The following is an 18,749-nucleotide window of genomic DNA, read 5'->3' on the forward strand; positions in this document are numbered from 1 at the left end:
CATTAAACCGCTTTTGAATGGTTAGGCAAGACCCGGAGGGCCGGCGGGCGACTCCGGCCCTCCGACTCCGGATGGGCGTTCCGCACGAGCGAGCTGACCTGTCGTCACCGCTCCCGTGGGGATCAGCCCTTCTTCAGCTGCTCCTGCTGCACCAGGTAGTCGAGCACCTCGGGCATCGCCTCGACACCGCCGGCCTTGGTCGGCGAGGTCCGGTACTCGCCCTGGACGATGACCGTCGGCAGCTCGTTGATGCCGTACCGGACGAACGCGGCGGCGGCGTCCTCCACCGACTGCCGGACCTCGGCGGACCGGTAGGTCTGGCCGAAGAGCTGGGCGTCGATGCCGTGGTGGACGGCCCAGTCGGTGGACGCCGCCTCGGTCACGAGGTCGGCACCCTCCTCGTGGACGGAGCGGAAGACGCTCGTCTGCAGGCGCTCGACCAGGCCCAGGCGCTCCAGCGTGTAGTACATCCGCGCATGGCCGCGCTGCGCGTTCTCCTCCGGGCTGCCCTGCCAGATCGCCGGGACGCGGCGCAGCGACACGTCGTCGCGATGCTTCTCCGCCCAGGCCTGCAGGGGCTTCTCGAGTGCCTGGGAGTGGCCGCAGTCGTACCAGAAGAACTCGACCGCCTCCGTCCGGGCGCTCTCGCGCACCGGTTGCGGATGGTCGAGCTTTACGAACTGCTTGCCCTCGGACAGGGGTTGGTGGGTCGCCGCGCCGGCCTGGAGAGGGGATACGGCGATCCCGGCGGCGACGGCGAACAGGACGGTGGACCGCAGCAGCGACTTCGAGTTCACACCGGGCAGTGTGCTGGCGACGCTTCGTTACCGGCGAGTCGGTGCGCGACGCCAGGCCGGGATTCGCCCGAACGGCTTAGCTCGGGCCGCCCCGTCAGCCCTCCCCCGCCGGCCGGTCGGCCGGCGCCTCACCCGCCGTCCAGACCTCGGCCACCAGTTGCTGCCAGGCGTCCACCACCGCGCCCAGTTCGAAGTGCTCCAGCGCGTGCGCCCGGGCGGCCGCGCCGAGGCCCGCGCGGTTGACGGCCAGCACCTTGCCCAGCGCCTCGGCCAGGGCGAGCGGGTCCCCGGGAGCGACGAGCGCACCGGTGGCGCCGTCCCGGACGACCTCGCGCACCCAGCCGACGTCGGTGGCGACGGCGGGCACGCCGGCCAGGGCGGCCTCGATCAGCGCTCCGGGCACACCCTCGCTGTCGCTGGTGAGCAGCAGCGCGTCGGCGGCGCGGTAGAGCGGCGCCGGGTCGGGCAGCGGGCCGAGGAAGTGGGCGCGGGCGGCGGCAGGGTGGCGGGCCAGCGACTCGCGCAGCGGCCCGTCCCCCGCGACGGCGAGCCGGACGTCGGGCAGCCGGTCGAGCACGTCGAGGGCCAGGTCGAGCCGCTTCTCGGGCGCTATGGCACCGATCCAGGCGACCAGCAGGACGTCCGCCGGAAGGCCCAGCGCGTGCCGGGCGGCGCGCCGGTCGTCCCGGCCGTCGGCGGGCGGATAGCTCTCCGCGGCACGGGAGTTGGGGATCACGTGCACCTTGCCGTCGGGCAGCGCGAACTGCTCCTGGAGCACCGCCCGCGCCTCGTCGGTGAGGGTGGTGACCGCGGCGGCCCGGTGCATCAGCGTGGCACCGCGGGTCCGGCGGAGCCGGTTGGCCGTCCAGTAGCGCGGGTGGCCGACGGAGACGTAGACGAACGGGGTGCGGGTGCCGGCCAGGGCGAGGGCGCAGGCGGCCAGGGTGTCCGAGCCGTGGGCGAGCACGACGTCGGCGGCGCGCGCGGCGGAGCGCAGGGCCCGCAGTGTGCTCGGGCGCAGGCGGCCGGGGCCGAGGACGGCGGCGGTGCGCAGACCGGAGGCGTCGGGGCAGTCGCCCGGGTCGGACTCCCCCGAACCCGGGTGGACGGCCGGGTGCGGGGCGAGGGCGCACAGCGCGGAGGACTGGCCCCGGCGGCCCAGTTCCCGGTGGAGGTCACGGGCGAAGTTCTGGGCGCCGCCGCGGCGCGAATCACTGATCAGGTGCAGGACGCGCGGACGGGTTCCGGCCGGATCGGCCGACATATGGTCGGGCATGGACCGACCTTGGCACAGTGCTCCGCCCGGGACAGCCCCTTCGCGCAACCTGATGGTGGCCCATCAGCCCGCGCTCGTACACCCGATGTGCGCCAGAAACCCGCCGTCGTGCGCCGGTTGCGACCACCGTGCGCCCCGTCTCACCCCTCGCCGCGCTCCGGTTCGCTCCCGTCGCGCCGTGCCGCACCCGGTCCCGTCGCGCCGCCGCTCCGCCACGGCGGCAGGTCGAGGCAGCCCGGGCCCCTCCCGCCGACGTCAAATGGCACGTCAATTTCCATGTCAAACAGTCGAGTTAACGTCTCCCCCCGCCCGCGATAGGGCGGTACGCGGAGCGCCCGCGCACCGCCCGGCCCGGCACTGCGGGTCGTTGCGGCGGTTACGCGGATCGGGTGAACGCGGTTGGACCTCGACCCGGGACGCTCGGCAGGATGTGCGGCCGGGGCGCCTCCGCGTGCCCCGCCTCCCCCTCCCCCGTACGGATTTGGAGTCACCCGGTGCTCAAGGGATTCCGCAGCTTCCTGCTGCGCGGAAACGTGGTGGACCTCGCGGTCGGTATCGTGATCGGCGCGGCCTTCACCGCCGTCGTCACCGGGTTCGTCAGCGCGTTCCTCACCCCGCTGGTCGGCGTCGCGTCCGGCGCGGTCGGCGACTTCACCCAGAAGACCTTCGAGGTGGCCGGCACCCGGTTCCCGTACGGGCTGTTCGTGAACGCCCTGATCGGCTTCGTGCTGACCGCCGCCGTCATCTACTTCGCCGTGGTGCTGCCGGTCGGCAAGCTGCAGTCGCGCTTCGACTCGGCCGAGCCCGCGGCGGTCGCGAAGACGGACTGCCCCGAGTGCCTCAGCTCGATCCCGGCCGCCGCGACCCGCTGCTCCTTCTGCACCTCGGAGATCGGCAAGCCGGGCCTGCCCGCGCAGGCCCAGGCGCTGCAGTCGCACTGACCCGCGCAGGCCCAGGCGCTGCAGTCGCACTGACCCGCGGACGCCCCGGCAGCGGCCTTAGCAGCAGCCACCGACAACGCCGGCGGCGCACCGCACGGCTTCGGCCACCGAGCCCCGCACGACCGCCCGCAGCCGCCGGCGACTCCCGACCGCCGTCGGCGCCCGGCCACAAGCGGCCACGACCACCCGACAGGCCTCGGACCAGGCGATCAACGCGCTGACGGGATCTTTATCCCCGAAACATTCACGAGCCCTCGCCGCACCCTCGGCGGGGGCTCGAATGCGCCCGCGCACGCCCCGTCCGCAAAAGTTTCTCCGCAGGGGCCCGGACCGTCCATCCGCCGGTCACCGCAGGCCCACCTGGCCGCGCCGTCCGGTCGCTGTTCGATCACTGACGGAGCGCCGAGGTTGTCCGGAACCGATCTCCGATATGTCCGTTCTTCCTACTTTCGAAACCTTTGTGCGAGCGAAGACTGTGTAAACACTCGAACTGCTCCCCCTCCCGCTCTCCTCAGCAGGCGCATTGTGGGCTTACCGTATGCCCCATGACCTCGCCCCGCTCCTACGACGGAGTCGGCTACCCCTCTCCGTCCTTCTCCTCCGGCACGCCGATTTACGACAGCCTCGTGGCTGAGCGCGGCGTCCCCCAGATCGCACCCATCAACGTGCCGGCCGCCCTGCCGCCGGCGCTGTCGTCCGGATACGGACCAGGCGTCGGCCAGTCCTACGAGAACCGGTACGGCAACGGGTACGAGAGTGCCGGCAGCAACCTCCCCGCGCTGCCGCCCGCCCGCCTCGCCCTGGGCCCCGGCCCGAGCAGCGGTCCCTCCGCCGGCCCCGCCACGGCGTACATCCCCGCGCAGCCCGCGCCGGCGTACGCCTCCCCCCAGCTGCCGGTCCCCGGCTACGGCACCCCCCAGCCGTACCAGCGGCCGCAGCCCGGCACCCCGGCCTTCACCCAGACCGCGAGCGGCGGCTACCAGCCGTCCGGCGGCCAGAGCTTCGGCGGCCAGAACACCTTCATCGGCGGCCAGGCCGGCCAGCAGTCCTTCGGCGCGCAGCAGGCCGGCCCGGGCGGTTTCGGCCAGGGCCAGCCCGGCGGGCCGCAGGGCTTCGGCGGCCCGCAGTCCTTCGGCGGCCAGGCCTCGGGCGGCCCCGGCTTCCAGGGTCAGAGCGGCGACCAGTCCTTCGGCGGCGCCCAGCTGCGCCCGGCCATGTCGCCGGTCGCGCCGGTCCGCCCGATGCAGCCGCAGCGCCCGGGCCCGTACGGCGAGCCCAACCAGTTCCAGGGCGGCGGCTACCAGTCGCAGGGCCAGGGCTACTGAAACCAGGGCCGGTGAGGCGCTGACAATCGAGGCCGTCCCCCACGCGGCCCGCACCCGCACCACCTGAGCACAACCCGGCGACCCCTGAACGCCGGGCGAACGGAGAAACGGGTCATCCACGGACCGCCCGGAACGCCCCCCACGGCGTCCCGGGCGGTCCGTGCGCATCCGGGGGTCGGTGCGCATCCGGATGCGCACCCGTGCGGGGACGGGGGCCTGTGCAGAGACGGAAAACCTGCTGGCAGGATGGGGGAATGCAGCTCACCGGACTCCACGTCTACCCCGTCAAGTCCATGTACCGCCTGAGCCCGGACACCGCCGTCGTCCAACCGTGGGGTCTGGCCGGAGACCGCCGATGGATGCTCGCCGACCCCACCGGACGCTTCGTCAGCCAGCGCGAGGACGCCGCCCTCGGACAGATCCGGCCCGCGCTGCTGCCCGACGGCTCGCTCGTGCTGACCGCCCCCGACGGCTCCCGGATCGAGGTCCCGGCCCCCGCCGTCGCGTCCGGTGACCCGCTCGCCGAGGTCGAGGTCTGGGGCACCCGCTTCCACGCCGCCGAGGCCGCGAAGGAAGCCCACCAGTGGATCGCCGAACACCTCGGCGACTACCGCCTGGTGCACCTGGACGACCCGCGCGCCCGCCCCGTCGACCCCGACTTCAGCGAGCCCGGCGACACCGTCTCGATGGCCGACGGCTTCCCGCTGCTGCTCACCACCACCGCCTCGCTGGACCGGCTCAACGAGCTGATCGCCGCCGACCACCCGGAGGACCACCGGCCCCTGCCGATGGAGCGCTTCCGCCCCAATGTGGTGATCGCCGGCGCCGAGCCCTGGGCCGAGGACGGCTGGCGCCGGATCCGGATCGGCGGGCTCACCTTCAAGGTGGTCAAGCCCTGCGGCCGCTGCGTCATCACCACCACCGACCAGGAGACCGGCGAACGGCGCGGCAAGGAGCCGCTGCGCACCCTGGCCCGGCACCACCGGCTGCTGCGCAAGGCCTCGTTCGGGCAGAACCTGATCCCCGAGCGGCCGGCCGGCGCCGAGGGCGACGTGCTCGGCACGCTGCACCTGGGCGACGACGTCGAGGTGCTCGAGGACGGGGCGCACTGGTCGGTCGACGAGCGCTGAGCCCGGGCCGTACGCCGGAGAGCCGTCGCGGGGTGCGGGCACGAGGAACGCCGTCGCACCGAACGTGTTCGCGGGGAACGCCCTCGCACCGATCGTCGTCGCACCGAGCGTCCTCGCGGGGAACGGTGTCTCGCCGGCCGTCGCCGCGCGGAACTACCGCTGTGCGCGCTCGTTGAACAAGTGGTCGGAACCTGTGGCCGCGGTGGGCTCTACCGGTGTCCGAGCGACGACGAGCGGCCGGACCACCCGTGCGAGCGCGCTACGGTGGGCGGACGGCCCGCGCACCGCAGCGCGTTCGGTCCGTTGAACGCCGGCTCGACGAAGGTGGGGACGACAGACCGTCATGGCTGAGCACAGGGTCCGGGTCACCCAGGACAGCGCATCCCGCTGGCGTCGCCGCGCGGGCGAGTACGACACGCTCGCGGAGGCCCTGGCCGCCGCCGAGCCGGGCGACACCGTGACCGTCCGGCCGGGCACCTTCCGGGAGAACGTGCTGCTGGACAAGCCGGTGACGATCGTTCCGGCCCAGGGCCCGGGCACCGTACGGATCGAACCGCCGTCAGGGGTGGCGGTGACGGTCACCGCCGCCGCGACCGTCCGCGACCTGGTCGTCGAGGGCGGCGACAGCTCCACCCCGGCCGTCCTGGTCACCGGTGCGGGGGCGACGCCCTCCTTCAGCGGCTGCCGGATCGAGACCCGCTCGGCCACCGGGATCGAGATCGTCGACGGCGCCCGGCCGACCCTGCGCGGCTGCGTGGTCGCCAACCCGGGCGGGCTCGGGCTGCGGCTGCGCGGCGAGGGCACCGCCGCCGCCTTCGAGGACTGCGAGGTCGCCACCGCCGGCCAGGCCGGGCTCGCCGTCCTCGGCGGCGCGACCGCCGCCCTCGACCGCTGCCGCGTCCACCACGCCTCCGGCGCCGGCGTGCTGCTCTCCGACCCCGGCAGCGCGGCCGAGTTGACCGGCTGCGAGATCTACGAGATCCGCGGCAGCGGCGTGCAGGCCGAGGCGCACGCGGGCGGCCGGCTGGTCGACTGCGAGATCCACCGGGTCACCGGCAACGGGCTGACCCTGGACGGCGAGGCCGAACTGGTCCTGACCGGCTGCCGGGTGCACGACCTGCCGGAGAACGGCGCCGACCTGCGCGGACGCTCCCGGCTCAGCCTCGTGAACAGCACCGTCCGCGACTTCGGGCGCGGCGCGCTGTCGGTCTGGGACCAGGGCACCGAGGCCGTCGCCGAGTCCAGCGAGATCCACAGCTCCACCGGCGAGTACCCGGCGCTGTGGGTCAGCGACGGTGCCCGGCTCACCCTCACCGACTGCTCGCTGCACGACCTGCCGGACGCCCTGTTCGTCCTCGACCGGGACTCCGCCGCCACCGCCGAGGGTTGCTCGTTCAGCCGGATCCGCAGCTCGGCGGTCTCGGTCAGCGGCGGCGCCACCGTGTCCCTGGCCGCCTGTCGGGTGCAGGAGGCCGGCACCGGACTCTGGTTCCGCGACCACGGCAGCGGCGGGCTGCTCACCGACTGCGAGATCTCCGACGTGGCGACCGGGGTGATCGTCACCAAGGGCGCCGACCCGGTGCTGCGCGACTGCACCGTACGGGCCAGCAGCGACGCCGGGGTGTACGTCTCGGCACAGGGACGCGGCACCTTCGAGGACTGCCGGGTCTCGCACGGCAAGGGCTTCGGCTTCCACATCATCGACGGCTGCCGGACCCAGCTCACCCGGTGCCGGGCGGAACAGAACGAGCGGGCCGGGTTCGAGTTCTCCGAACCGGGGCCGGTCGCGGAGGGGTGCGTCTCGGACGACGTCGGGGCGGCGGCGCATGCGGCGGCGCCGGGCAGCGGGCTCGGGTCGGGGCTCGGCCTCGGCTCCGGGCGCGGGTCCGGCGTCGGGTCGGGGCTCGGGTCGTCGTTCGGGGGTGCGGATGTGCCGTCGCCGCGGACCGGCCAACTGGCCGCCGCCGCACAGGCGTTGACGCCTTCGGCGGCCGCTTCGGCGGCGATCGCGCCGATCCCGGACTGCCGGCCCGCCGACGAGGCGCTCGCCGAGCTGGACGCGCTGGTCGGGCTGGCCACGGTGAAGCAGGAGGTGCGCACCCTGATCGACCTGATCTCGGTCGGCCGGCGCCGCCGCCAGGCCGGGCTCAAGGCGCCCTCGCTGCGGCGGCACCTGGTCTTCACCGGCGCCCCAGGCACCGGGAAGACCACCGTCGCCCGGCTCTACGGCGAGATCCTCGCCTCGCTCGGGGTGCTCCAGCGCGGACACCTGGTCGAGGTGGCCCGGGTGGACCTGGTCGGCGAACACATCGGCTCCACCGCGATCCGTACGGCGGCCGCCTTCGACCGGGCGCGCGGCGGGGTGCTCTTCATCGACGAGGCGTACGCGCTCGCCCCCGAGGACGGCGCCCGGGACTTCGGACGCGAGGCCATCGACACCCTGGTCAAGCTGATGGAGGACCACCGGGACGAGGTGGTCGTCATCGTGGCCGGCTACACCGCCGAGATGGAACGCTTCCTCTCCGCCAACCCCGGTGTCTCGTCCCGCTTCTCACGCACCATCGGCTTCCCCGACTACACGGCGGACGAGCTGCTGGAGATCGCCCGGGCCCAGTGCGCGGAGCACGAGTACGCGCTCTCCGACGAGACGGAGAAGGCGCTGCTGGACCACTTCGGAGGGCTGGAGCGCGGCCCCAACTTCGGCAACGGGCGCACCGCCCGGCAGATCTTCGAGACCATGGTCGAACGGCACGCGGTACGGGTCGCCCATCTCGCCGACCCCTCGACCGAGGAGCTCCAGCTCCTCGTCCCGGCCGACCTGCCGACCGCACCGCTGCCGTAGCGCACCCGGGTGGGCCTCGCTCGGCCCGGTGCATCCAGGGGTGAGCGCCGGGGAACTCGGCTGCCGCGCCGGGCCGTTGAGGCGTTCATGAGCATGCTTCTGACGGGCGCCGCGGGCGGGTTGCTGTTACCGGCCGGGCTGGTGGTTCTGTTCTTCCTCGGCGCCGTGGTGCGGCAGCTGCGCGCCCGCCCGGCGGCGGGTACGACCGGCGGACGCGGCGCGGGCGCGACCGCGACGGAGGAACTGCACGCGCTGCTCTACCCGAGCAAGCGGGTGCAACTGGAGCAGCGACGGGTCGAACTCGTACTCCGGGACGACGAGCACGACGGCGCACCGAAACGCACGGGCATCGACCTCGCGGGCGGCCGGGCAGTGATCCGGCGGGTGCCGACTGACCACTGACGACTGACAGGGTTCAGCCGACAGATAACAGAATCTGAAATCTGTCAGCTGTCAGCTGTTCGCTGAAACCCGCCACCGGGCCGACGGCCGGGGCGTCAGCCCTCCCAGGGGCCGCCCGCGAGGAAGGACTCCAGCACGGCGCGGTAGGGCGCGATGTCGATCCGCTCGCCGGCCAGCCAGTCGTCCGAGTAGTACTTGTCGAGGTAGCGGTCCCCCGGGTCGCAGATCAGGCCGACCACGCTGCCGGTCTGCCCGGCCTCGCGCATCTCGGCGACGATCCGCAACGCGCTCCACAGGCCCGTCCCGGTGGAGGCTCCCGCCTTCTTCCCGAGGACCTGCTCCAGCACCCGCACGGTGGCGATCGACGCGGCGTCCGGAACCCGCATCATCCGGTCGATCGCCCCCGGCACGAAGCTCGGCTCCATCCGGGGCCGCCCGATGCCCTCGATCCGCGAGCCGCTCTCGCAGACGGCGTCCTGGTCGTGGCGCACCCAGCCGTCGAAGAAGCAGGAGTTCTCCGGGTCCGCGACGCATATCCGGGTGTCGTACTGCATGTAGTGCACGAAGCGGGCGATGGTCGCCGAGGTGCCGCCGGTGCCGGCGGTGGCGACGATCCAGGTCGGCTCCGGGTGCGGCTCCAGGCGCAGCTGGGCGAAGACCGACTCGGCGATGTTGTTGTTGCCGCGCCAGTCGGTGGCCCGCTCGGCGTAGGTGAACTGGTCCATGTAGTGCCCGCCGGTCTCCTCGGCGAGCCGGGCGGAGGCCTCGTACACCTCGTCGGAGCGCTCGACCAGGTGGCACTCGCCGCCGTGGAACTGGATCAGGTCGATCTTGGCCTGGCTGGTGCTCTTGGCCATGACGGCGATGAACGGCACGCCGACGAGCTGGGCGAAGTAGGCCTCGGAGACGGCGGTGGAGCCGCTGGAGGCCTCGATCACCGGCTTGCCGGGGCGGATCCAGCCGTTGCAGAGCCCGTAGAGGAAGAGCGAGCGGGCCAGCCGGTGCTTGAGCGAGCCGGTCGGGTGGGTGGACTCGTCCTTGAGGTAGAGGTCGATCCCCCACTCGGTCGGCAGCGGGAAGCGCAGGAGGTGGGTGTCGGCGGAGCGGTTGGCGTCGGCCTGGACCTTGCGCACCGCCTCCTTCAGCCAGGCGCGGTACTCCTGGTCGGAGCGGTCGACGTCGACGGTCGGCTCGATGGCGGACCGCTGGTCGCGCTCGATGCCGCGCTCGGCGCCGGGCTGGGTGCTCATGGTCGCTTCTCCCTCGTGATCGCCCCCCACTGCTCACTACGAGTATATGAGAGTCACGATAAGTAACCATTTTCGAAGACCCAGCTTCCGCTTATCGCCCCTCAGGATGCGACTCGCGGGTCGGGCCGGCCCGTTCGGCCCCCGTCTAGCCGAGTTCGACCGGCACCGACTGCGGGTCCGCCAGGTACGGGCCCCAGCCCAGCTCGGCCGCGCCCGCGAGCGCGCCGTGCGCCAGCTCCGCGCCGACGATCGGCACCCGTCCGCTGCGCCCCCACAGGCTGCGGTCGGCGACCACCGCGCGCAGTCGCTCGGGCGCGGCCTCCAGCAGGTCGAGGTGGAGACCGCTGAGGACCACCCGGTCGGGGTTGAGGATGTTGGCGACACCGGCCAGCCCGAGCCCGAGCCGGTCGATGACGTGCTCGACCGCCGCGCGCGCCCGGTCGTCCGCAGCGGCCGCCCGGCACAGCTCGCGCGCCTGGTCGAGCAGCGGGCGGCCCGGCTCGGGGGCGAGCCCGGCGGCGGCGAACAGCGCGTCGGGGTCGGTCTCGGAGTTGAGGCAGCCCCGGTTGCCGCACATGCAGGGGCGGCCCTGCGGGTCGACGGTGAGGTGGCCGACCTCCAGGGCGAGGCCCGCGCTGCCGGTGTGCAGGTGGCCGTCGATCACCAGCGCCCCGCCGACGCCGCGGTGGCCGGAGGTGACGAAGAGCAGGTGCCGGGCGCCGCGGCCGGCGCCGTGCCGGTACTCGGCGAGCGCGGCGAGGTTGGCGTCGTTGGCGATCGCGGTGGGCAGCGGGCGCAGGGACCTCGGGCCGTGGTCGGCGCGGCCGACCTCGACGTCGTACAGGTCGGCGACCGGGGTGCCACTCGGCCAGGCGAAGTGCAGCGCGGCGAGCGCCGCGCCGTCCGGCTCGGTGACCGGGTTGGGCAGCGCGAGCGCGGCGCCCAGGCAGCGGCGGTCGGTCGCCCGGGCGAGTCCGGCGCCCGCCTCGGCGACGGCGCGCAGCATCCGGACCGGGTCGGTGGCGGCCGGCAGCGGCAGGTGGACCGGCTGGTCGAGCAGCCCGCCGAGGCCCGCCAGGGTGACGCTCAGCCCGTCGGCGTGGATCTGCCCGGCGACCACGACCGGACCCCGCGGGTCGATCGCCAGCCGGTGCGAGGGGCGTCCGCGGCCCCCGCCGGCCGGACGCGAGTCGACCGTGATCAGGCCGAGCGCCTCGAGTTCGGCGGTCACCGCGCCGGCCGTGGCCCGGGTCACGTCCAGCGCGCGGGTGAGCGCCGAACGGGTCGGCGTCTGGCCGGTGTGGATCAGCGACAGGGCGGGGCCGAGCAGCGTCCGGCCTCGGTCGGGGGCCGCGCGACGGTGGCCGTCGCGCGGCGCGTCGGGGTCGTTCCCGGTGCCGGGACGCGGGCTTGATGGTGAGAGCTGCACGCCCCTATTGTGACTTTGTGCCGCTTCGTAACAAAATCCGTGCCCATCCCCGCCCGGTCCGGCCCTCCTCCCAGTCTCGCAGCACACCCCCGGTGACCGACAGCCCCTGGGGCCCCACGCGCATCGCGCTCACCGCGTTCTTCGCCGTCGACGGCTTCCTCTTCGCCGCCTGGGTCGTCCGCATCCCAGACGTCCGCAGGCAGGTCAACGCCTCGCACAGCGCCCTCGGGCTCGCTCTGCTCTGCCTGTCGATCGGCGCCGTGCTCACCATGCCCGCGGTCGGCCGGCTCTGCGTGCGGTACGGCTCGCGCCCGGTGACCGTCGGCTCGCTCGCCCTGCTCAGCCTCGCCGTCCTCCTACCCGCGCACACCCACTCGGTGACGGCGCTCGGCGCCGCGCTGGTGCTGTTCGGCGCCGGGTACGGCGGGGCCAACGTCGCGATGAACAGCGCCGCCGTCGACCTGGTCGCACAGCTGCGCAGGCCCGTCATGCCCAGCTTCCACGCCGGGTACAGCTTCGGCGGCCTGCTCGGCACCGGCGTCAGCGGGCTGCTCGCCGGGCCGCTGAGCACCGCCTGGGCGCTCGCGCTCAGCGGACTGCTGGGCATGGCCGTCACGGTCGGCGCGGGCGTCGTGCTGCTGCGTGGGCCGGCGGCGCCGGCGGTCGTGCCCGGCCGGGGCGGCGGCGCGGAGCCCAGTACGGACGGTGCGTCCGGAGCCGCGGGCCACCCGGGCGGGGACGGGGAAACGGGCGGGGACGCGGGCAGGGACACGGGCGCGGCGCGGCGGTCCGCCCGGCTGCTGGTGCTGCTGCTCGGCGTCACCGCGCTGTGCACCGCGTACGGCGAGGGCGCGGTCGCCGACTGGACCACCCTCCACCTGACCGACGACGTCCACGCGGGCTCCGCGGTCGCGGCGGCCGGGTACGGCGCGTACGCCTTCGCGATGGCGGGCGGTCGGGTCGGCGGCACCTGGCTGTCCATTCGGCTCGGGCAGACCCGGCTGATGATGCTCGGCGGGCTGACGGCCGCGGCCGGGATGCTGGTCGCCGCCCTCGCACCGGTGGCGCCGCTGGCGATCGGCGGGTTCGCCCTGGGCGGTCTCGGCCTGGCCAACCTCTTCCCGCTCGCCATCGCCCGGGCCGGGGAGGCGGGCGGCCCGCAGGGGGTCGCGCTCGCCTCGTCCCTCGGGTACGGCGGGATGCTGATCGGCCCGGTGGTGATCGGCTTCCTGGCCGACGCGGCCGGACTGCCGCTGGCCCTCACCACGGTCGCGGTCGCGGCGACGGCGGCGGCGCTGCTCCCGCTCTCGGTCGGTCGGCGGTTCCGGTGACGGCTGGCGACGAGCGGCTGACGGCTGACGGCTGACGGCTGACGGCTGACGGCTGACGGCAAACAGATGACAGATGACAGCTTTCAGATTTCAACATCTGTCAGCTGTCATCTGTTCGCTGTTCGTTGTTCGCCTCCCTCCCCCGCCCCACCCCCGCCGCTGACGGGCCCGCCCGAGCAGTGGCAGGATGCGGGGCCATGACGACCAGCGAACGCTTCCAGGTACTGCGGGCGAGCGAGCGCCCGGCAACGGCGTGGCTCAACGGGGGCGGGGTGACCAGGGAGGTCGCCGGCTTCCCGGCCGGGTCCGGGCTGGACCGCTTCGACTGGCGGGTCAGCCTGGCCGACGTGGCCTCGGCCGGACCGTTCTCCCCGTTCCCCGGCATCGACCGGGTGATCACCCTGGTCGAGGGTGCCGGAATGGCGCTCACCGTCGACGGCGTCGAGCAGCGGGTCGACGCGCCCTACCGGCCGTTCCCGTTCTCCGGCGACGCCACCACCGACTGCCGCCTGCTGGCCGGCCCGGTGGTGGACTTCAACGTGATGACGCGACGCGGGCGGGTCGAGGCCACCGTCGACCTGGCCACCGCGCCAATCACGGTCGAGGTCCCGGCCGAGGGCACCGTCCTCCTGGTCTGCCTGGCCGGCTCGGCCGTCCTCGGCGGCACCGACGCCGTCGAACTCGCCCGCTACGACGCCGCGCTGTCGGCCGTACCGGGCACCCACGGGCTGCGCCCGGACGGCGTCACCGCCGTCATCACCTTCCGTACGACCCGCTGACACACGAACGCCGACGGACGCACGCTGACGCACGAACGCTGACGCCACGAACGCCGACGGCGCTCCCGCCCCCGGCCACAGGAGCGGGGGCGGGAGCGCCGTCGCGGTTCAGCCGCAGAGCGCCGGCGTGGCGTGCGCCGGGTCCAGGGCGTTGGTCACCAGGTGCAGCGCCGTCGGCGAGAACGCGATCGCGACGTGCTCCGCGAGCGAGATCGGGCAGTGGTTCTGCAGCACCACGTTGTCGACGTCCGGACCGTTCAGGAACTGGGTCCGCCACGGGGTGACGACCTCGTCGTACACGGTCGAGATCACCGTGTAGCGCACGCCCGGCACGGTGTCCGGCCGGGAGGCCATCGTCTTGTTGAAGTCGGAGCCGACGGCCTGGTCCCGGCAGGCCTGGCAGACGGTGTAGATCAGGTCCCTGACGCCCGGGAAGTACGGTGCGAGGTTGACGATCCCGTCGAGCGTGGTGCCGTGGTTGGACGGTGCCAGCCCGACCAGTCTGCCGACCTTGGACGCGCCGCCGAGGAACTTCAGGTAGTAGTTCGGCAGCATGCCGCCCTGGGAGTGCCCGACGATGTCGACCTTGGCCGCGCCGGTCGCGTTGCGCACCAGGTCCACGAAGCGGGCGAGTTGGGCGGCCGATTCCGGAACCGGGCCGAGGCCCCCGATCGGGAGCAGCAGGCCGCTGCCGCTGGAGGTGACGCCGGGGATCATCCCGTAGTCGAGGGCGAAGACGCAGTACCCGAGGCTCTTGAGCAGCGGGGAGAGCGCCAGCCAGTTCTCGTAGCGGTTGGCGAAGGTGCCGTGCACCAGGACGACCGGGTCGGGGTGCGCGGCGCTCGGCCGGCAGGTCCAGTCGTTGGCGCCGGGCGGCGAGGCCACCGTGTCGCCGTCGGGCGGGAGTGCGGTACCGGAAGCACCGGCGGCGTCGGTACCGGCAGCCTCGACACCGGCGGCCACGGCCGGGGCCGCGCCCGCCGGGACGGCCGTCGCGCCCGCCAGCAGCGCACCCGCGAGCAGGGCCGCGCCGAACGTGCCGCCGAGCCTACGGCGCAAGGGACTTGCGGAGAAGCGGAGAAGTGGGGTTCTCAACTGTTGCCTCCACAGCTGAATTTTGTTACCAACAGGTAACCCGAGTGGCTCCATCATGCGGTCGCCCCTCCGGCCCGGCCCTTGGGCGTTCCCCAGACCTGGACGGTGTTCTCTGTGACCGACCACAACGCACCCCACTGCCCGCCCCCGAGCGCCCCGGCGCAGACGCCCGGCTGGCGCGCCCCGGTGATCGGCGGCCTCCCGGCCGACCAGCGGCTCATCGGCGGCGTCCGCGAGTTGGCCGAGGCCGTGGTCGCGGCCCTGCTGGACCGGGTGCCGGTCTACCGCCGCCTGCCCCGCGAACAGCTCACCGGCGAACTCACCCGGGACACCGAGCGCCGGATCCGCGCCCTCGCCCACGCCGTGCGCACCGGACTCCCCGCCCCCGCCGAGGAGTTCACCGCCGTCCGGGAGGCCGCCGCCCGGCGCGCCGAGGAGGGCCTGCCGCTGGACGCCGTCCTGCTCGCCCACCACCTCGGCCTGGAGGTCTGCTGGGAGTTCGCCACCCGGCACGCCCGGGACGGCGACGCCGCCGAACTGCTGGTCCTCAACCGGCTGCTGCTCGACCAGCTCCGCGAAGCCACCACCGCCGCCGGCGCGGGCTACCTGGACGGGCGCCGGCCGGCCACCGACCGGCGGTGCGCGGCCCGGCAGTCCCTGCTCACCGCACTGCTCGCGGGCTCCCCCGCCGAGGAGGCCGCGGGCCGGGCCGGGCTCCGGCTGCCCGCCCGCTACGCCGTGCTCTGCCTGTCCGTCGCCGACCACCCGGACGAGCACTCGCCCGGCGTCGACCCGGGCATCGCCGCCCGCCGCAAGCTCCGCCGGCTCACCGCCGAACTCGACCACCGCACCCGCCAGTCGGCGCTCAGCACGCTCACCGCCTCGGGCGGACTGGTGCTCGTCCCGCTCCACGCACCCGCGGAGCCACCGGACTCACCGCAGTGGCCCGACAGCGCCACCGCCGACGCGCCCTGGGCGCAGCTCGCCACCACCGTCGCCGCCGTCGCCCGCGCCGCCGGTGCGGCCGTCCTGGCGGGGGCGGCCGCGGCTGCCCCCGCCGAAGTCCCCGAAGCGGCCGCGCTCGCGTACGAAGTCCTGGACGTCGCCCGGGCGTTCGGCCGTCCGCCCGGGCTGCACCGGCTGGACGACGTCCTGCTGGAGTACCAGCTGACCCGGCCCAGCCGGGCCCGCGCCAGGCTCGCCGCACTGATCGAACCCCTGGCCGACGGAGGGGAGTTGCTCACCACCCTGCGCACCCACCTGGCCGGGGGCCTCAACCGCCGGCACACCGCGAGCGCCTTGCACCTGCACCCGAACACCGTCGACTACCGGCTGCGCCGGATCGCCGCCCTGACCGGCCTCGACCCGGCACGCCCCGCCGACATCCTGCGGATCACCGCCGCCCTCGCCGCCCGGGACGCCGAACAGGCCTCGCCCGTACGGTAGTTCCGGACCGATCCGGGTCCGTCGGGCGCCTGCTCCCACTGTTCCTTCCGGGGTTCCGGCAGGAGTAGCGGCGCGTGCCGTCAGCCCTGCTCCCCCGGCAGCCGCAGGTCCCAGCCGACCAGGGCCCGCAACTGCTCCGCCGTCACGCCGTCCGGCACCGGCTGGGGCGCGTCGTGGCGCAGCGGCGGCTGCCAGCCGTCCTCCGCGGTCCAGCGGCGGACGACCTTGGCCGGCGCCCCGGCGACCACGCTGTGGTCCGGCACCTCGCCGCGCACCACCGCGCCCGCCGCGACCACCACGTTGCGGCCGATCCGCGCCCCCGGCAGGATCACCGCGCCGGTGCCGATCCAGCTGCCGGCGCCGACCTCCACCGGCTCGTTGCGCGGCCACTGCTTGCCGATCGGCAGGTCGGTGGCCCGGTACTCGTGCGCCTGGTCGGAGATGTAGACGCCGGGCCCGGTCCACACGTCGTCGCCGAGCACGATCGACTGGTGGCCGACGATGTGGCTGTCCCGGCCGATCACGCAGCCGCCGCCGATCCGCACGATCGGCTCCGGCCCGAGGTCGAGGCCGGGCAGGAAGCCGGCGCTGATGGTGACCCGCTCGCCGATGATCGAGAACGGCCCGATCGTGATCCACTGCTCGTTGAACACCGCCCCGAGCGGAAAGGCGAGGGTCGTCCCGTCCCCCAGCTCGCCGAACCGGTACGGGCCCGGGCTCCGGTTGGTGACCGCACCGGTCCGCTGCACCCAGCGCCAGCCCCGGTGGACGAGGCGCCCGGCGGCACGGCGGCCACCCGCCCGGACGGCGGAGACGAGGGAACGGGTTATCGGCATGCGCTCACGTTACCGGTCCGTAGCCCACGCCCGGCCGCCGGGCGGCCAACATCACACCGACCCCGTCGGCCCCACCGGCCCCACCCGCGAAGGCCCCGCCGAGGACCCCGCCAGGGACCCGCCGACGGCCCCCGACGGCGGTCCCGACACCGCTCCGACGACGGCCTCGACCACAGGCTCGACGGCGGCCCCGAAGGAATGTCCGAAACCCGCGACCGGTGACACCCCCCGGTGGAAGACTCCGTGCCATGGAGATCACCGAGCACATCGACGCGCTGCGCCACGAGGGCACCCTGCTCGCCGACGCCGCCGCCCGTACCGACCTGTCCGCCCCCGTCCCCACCTGCCCGGACTGGCAGCTGCGCGATCTGCTGCGGCACACCGGCCACGTCCACCGCTGGGCCGCCGCCTTCCCCGCCCGGGGCCTGCGGGCGCCGCTGGACGAGGCCGACGAGGAGGCCGTCGTCGGGCCGATGCCCTCGGACGCCGCGCTGGTCGACTGGTTCCGCGAGGGCCACGCCGCCCTGGTGCGCACGCTCGCCGAGGCCCCGGCCGACGTCGAGTGCTGGACCTTCCTGCCCGCGCCCAGCCCGCTGGCGTTCTGGGCCCGGCGCCAGGCGCACGAGACCGCCGTCCACCGCCACGACGCCGACTCGGCCGCCGGCGAGCCCGGACCGGTCGTCGACACCGCGCTCGCCCTGGACGGCATCGACGAGCTGCTGCGCGGCTTCATGACCCGCGGCCGGGCCACGCTGCACAGCGACCGGCCGCGCACCCTCCGGGTCCGGGCCAACGACGGCCCCGGCTCCTGGCACCTGGCGATCACCCAGGAACCGCTGACCGTCACCACCGGCGAGAGCCCCGAACCGGCCGATCTGACCCTCACCGGCCCCGCCGACGAGCTCTACCTGCTGCTGTGGAACCGGCTGTCGGCCGACCGGGCCCGGAAGGTCGAACCGACCGGTGACCTGGACCTGCTCGACCTCTGGCGCGCCACGGCGATGGTCCGCTGATCCTCACGCACGAGCGGTCCTGACCGTCAACCGGTCCGGGCCCCAACCTCAAGGGTCGATAGAGCCGGGGAGCGGCCCCGCGGTCAGCGCACCCAGCGCGCGGGCCGCTTCTCCAGGAACGACCGCATGCCCTCCTGCGCCTCCTCCGAGCCGAACAGCCGCGCCGACAGTCCCACCAGCTCGTCGGCGTCCCGCTCGAAGGAGCGCACCACGTCCGCGTTGGCCAGCCGCTTCGACTCCGCCAGCCCCTGCGGGGAGCCCTGGCGCAGCGCGTCCAGCAGGCCCTTCAGCACGACGCCGGTGTCCTCGGCGGACCCGGTGGCACTGGTGATCAGGCCGATCCGGGCGGCCTCGGCGGCGTCGAAGACCTCGCCGGTGAGGTAGTAGCGGGAGGCGGCGCGGGGCTCCAGCTTGGGGCGCAGCGGCAGCGAGATGACGGCGGGCGCGAGGCCGAGCCGGACCTCGGTGAAGGCGAAGGTCGAGGCCGGTCCGGCGACCGCGAGGTCCGCCGCGCCGACCAGGCCGAGGCCGCCCGCGCGGACGTGCCCGTCGATGACGGCGATCACCGGCTTCGCGCAGTCGACGATCGCCCGCTGCAGCTCGACCAGGCCGCGCGGGCCGACCGTCGGGTCCGCGCCGGTCGCCTCGGAGAGGTCGGCGCCCGCGCAGAACACCTTGCCGGTGTGCCCGAGCACGACGACGCGGACCTCCGGGTCGGCCGCGGCGGCCGCCAGTCCGGCGTGCAGCTCGGCCATCAGGCGGGTGGAGAGCGCGTTGCGGTTGTGCGGCGAGTCGAGGGTGAGCGTGGTGACGGCGTCGGCGGTGCTGACGCGGACGAGGGGCTCGGCGCTGGTCAT

Annotated in this window: 16 protein-coding genes; 9 read left to right on the forward strand and 7 right to left on the reverse strand. The window is 74.4% G+C overall.

Annotated elements, in window-relative coordinates:
- Positions 1-122: 122 nt before the first annotated feature.
- Both ACYP53_RS35960 and ACYP53_RS35965 read right to left on the reverse strand, forming a co-directional pair.
- Entirely contained in the window at positions 123-797 is a 675-nt protein-coding gene (locus tag ACYP53_RS35960) for a thiol:disulfide interchange protein DsbA/DsbL (protein WP_189924012.1), read from the reverse strand.
- 94 nt (positions 798-891) lie between these two features.
- Positions 892-2,073: a glycosyltransferase family 4 protein gene (locus ACYP53_RS35965; protein ID WP_459650526.1), complete on the reverse strand. Its 1,182-nt coding sequence runs from the start codon at positions 2,071-2,073 to the stop codon at positions 892-894.
- Between the two features lie 494 nt (positions 2,074-2,567).
- Here ACYP53_RS35965 and mscL point away from each other — a divergent pair, with 494 nt between their 5' ends.
- The 5 genes from mscL (at position 2,568) to ACYP53_RS35990 (ending at position 8,713) form a co-directional block, all read left to right on the forward strand.
- On the forward strand, positions 2,568-3,014 hold the full coding sequence (mscL, locus tag ACYP53_RS35970) for a large conductance mechanosensitive channel protein MscL (protein WP_189924008.1): 447 nt from the start codon (positions 2,568-2,570) through the stop codon (positions 3,012-3,014).
- A 545-nt stretch (positions 3,015-3,559) separates the two neighbouring features.
- Entirely contained in the window at positions 3,560-4,339 is a 780-nt protein-coding gene (locus ACYP53_RS35975) for a DUF6643 family protein (RefSeq protein ID WP_189924005.1), read from the forward strand.
- Between the two features lie 254 nt (positions 4,340-4,593).
- The gene (locus ACYP53_RS35980; RefSeq protein ID WP_189924003.1) at positions 4,594-5,469 is read left to right on the forward strand and encodes an MOSC domain-containing protein; all 876 of its coding nucleotides are present in this window, start codon (positions 4,594-4,596) and stop codon (positions 5,467-5,469) included.
- A gap of 343 nt (positions 5,470-5,812) precedes the next feature.
- Complete coding sequence (locus ACYP53_RS35985; protein ID WP_189924002.1) at positions 5,813-8,311, forward strand: right-handed parallel beta-helix repeat-containing protein; 2,499 nt, start codon at positions 5,813-5,815, stop codon at positions 8,309-8,311.
- 87 nt (positions 8,312-8,398) lie between these two features.
- Positions 8,399-8,713, forward strand: coding sequence for a DUF6191 domain-containing protein (locus ACYP53_RS35990; protein ID WP_459650527.1), 315 nt, complete (start codon positions 8,399-8,401; stop codon positions 8,711-8,713).
- 95 nt (positions 8,714-8,808) lie between these two features.
- Here ACYP53_RS35990 and ACYP53_RS35995 read toward each other — a convergent pair whose 3' ends face one another.
- The gene (locus ACYP53_RS35995) at positions 8,809-9,963 is read right to left on the reverse strand and encodes a PLP-dependent cysteine synthase family protein (RefSeq protein ID WP_459650528.1); all 1,155 of its coding nucleotides are present in this window, start codon (positions 9,961-9,963) and stop codon (positions 8,809-8,811) included.
- A gap of 145 nt (positions 9,964-10,108) precedes the next feature.
- A complete protein-coding gene (locus ACYP53_RS36000; protein ID WP_459650529.1) occupies positions 10,109-11,392 on the reverse strand; it encodes an ROK family protein in 1,284 nt (427 codons plus the stop codon).
- A gap of 17 nt (positions 11,393-11,409) precedes the next feature.
- Here ACYP53_RS36000 and ACYP53_RS36005 point away from each other — a divergent pair, with 17 nt between their 5' ends.
- Positions 11,410-12,723: an MFS transporter gene (locus tag ACYP53_RS36005; protein WP_459650530.1), complete on the forward strand. Its 1,314-nt coding sequence runs from the start codon at positions 11,410-11,412 to the stop codon at positions 12,721-12,723.
- A 197-nt stretch (positions 12,724-12,920) separates the two neighbouring features.
- Positions 12,921-13,502, forward strand: coding sequence for a HutD/Ves family protein (locus ACYP53_RS36010; protein ID WP_459650531.1), 582 nt, complete (start codon positions 12,921-12,923; stop codon positions 13,500-13,502).
- Positions 13,503-13,610: 108 nt separating this feature from the next.
- Here ACYP53_RS36010 and ACYP53_RS36015 read toward each other — a convergent pair whose 3' ends face one another.
- Entirely contained in the window at positions 13,611-14,561 is a 951-nt protein-coding gene (locus ACYP53_RS36015) for an esterase/lipase family protein (protein WP_229929119.1), read from the reverse strand.
- Between the two features lie 150 nt (positions 14,562-14,711).
- On the opposite strand from ACYP53_RS36015, the gene ACYP53_RS36020 reads away from it, so the two are divergent.
- On the forward strand, positions 14,712-16,043 hold the full coding sequence (locus ACYP53_RS36020) for a PucR family transcriptional regulator (RefSeq protein WP_459650532.1): 1,332 nt from the start codon (positions 14,712-14,714) through the stop codon (positions 16,041-16,043).
- Between the two features lie 80 nt (positions 16,044-16,123).
- Here ACYP53_RS36020 and ACYP53_RS36025 read toward each other — a convergent pair whose 3' ends face one another.
- A complete protein-coding gene (locus tag ACYP53_RS36025) occupies positions 16,124-16,879 on the reverse strand; it encodes an acyltransferase (RefSeq protein ID WP_459650533.1) in 756 nt (251 codons plus the stop codon).
- Positions 16,880-17,127: 248 nt separating this feature from the next.
- On the opposite strand from ACYP53_RS36025, the gene ACYP53_RS36030 reads away from it, so the two are divergent.
- Positions 17,128-17,892 carry a maleylpyruvate isomerase family mycothiol-dependent enzyme gene (locus ACYP53_RS36030; RefSeq protein ID WP_459650534.1) on the forward strand — a complete coding sequence of 255 codons (765 nt, stop codon included), beginning with the start codon at positions 17,128-17,130 and terminating at the stop codon, positions 17,890-17,892.
- Between the two features lie 83 nt (positions 17,893-17,975).
- On the opposite strand, the gene ACYP53_RS36035 is transcribed toward ACYP53_RS36030, so the two are convergent.
- Positions 17,976-18,749 (reverse strand): enoyl-CoA hydratase family protein, encoded by a 774-nt coding sequence (locus tag ACYP53_RS36035; RefSeq protein ID WP_189923994.1) that lies wholly within the window; start codon positions 18,747-18,749, stop codon positions 17,976-17,978.

Source organism: Kitasatospora sp. Ki12, assembly GCF_054601375.1.

Excerpts from the sequence above, each read along its gene's own strand:
- ACYP53_RS36035 (WP_189923994.1), bottom strand. The coding sequence starts at position 18,749 with ATGACCAGCGCCGAGCCCCTCGTCCGCGTCAGCACCGCCGACGCCGTC.
- ACYP53_RS35995 (WP_459650528.1), bottom strand. The coding sequence starts at position 9,963 with ATGAGCACCCAGCCCGGCGCCGAGCGCGGCATCGAGCGCGACCAGCGG.
- ACYP53_RS35985 (WP_189924002.1), top strand. The coding sequence starts at position 5,813 with ATGGCTGAGCACAGGGTCCGGGTCACCCAGGACAGCGCATCCCGCTGG.
- ACYP53_RS36025 (WP_459650533.1), bottom strand. The coding sequence starts at position 16,879 with ATGCCGATAACCCGTTCCCTCGTCTCCGCCGTCCGGGCGGGTGGCCGC.
- ACYP53_RS35990 (WP_459650527.1), top strand. The coding sequence starts at position 8,399 with ATGAGCATGCTTCTGACGGGCGCCGCGGGCGGGTTGCTGTTACCGGCC.
- ACYP53_RS36030 (WP_459650534.1), top strand. The coding sequence starts at position 17,128 with ATGGAGATCACCGAGCACATCGACGCGCTGCGCCACGAGGGCACCCTG.
- ACYP53_RS35965 (WP_459650526.1), bottom strand. The coding sequence starts at position 2,073 with ATGCCCGACCATATGTCGGCCGATCCGGCCGGAACCCGTCCGCGCGTC.
- ACYP53_RS35980 (WP_189924003.1), top strand. The coding sequence starts at position 4,594 with ATGCAGCTCACCGGACTCCACGTCTACCCCGTCAAGTCCATGTACCGC.
- ACYP53_RS35975 (WP_189924005.1), top strand. The coding sequence starts at position 3,560 with ATGACCTCGCCCCGCTCCTACGACGGAGTCGGCTACCCCTCTCCGTCC.
- ACYP53_RS36010 (WP_459650531.1), top strand. The coding sequence starts at position 12,921 with ATGACGACCAGCGAACGCTTCCAGGTACTGCGGGCGAGCGAGCGCCCG.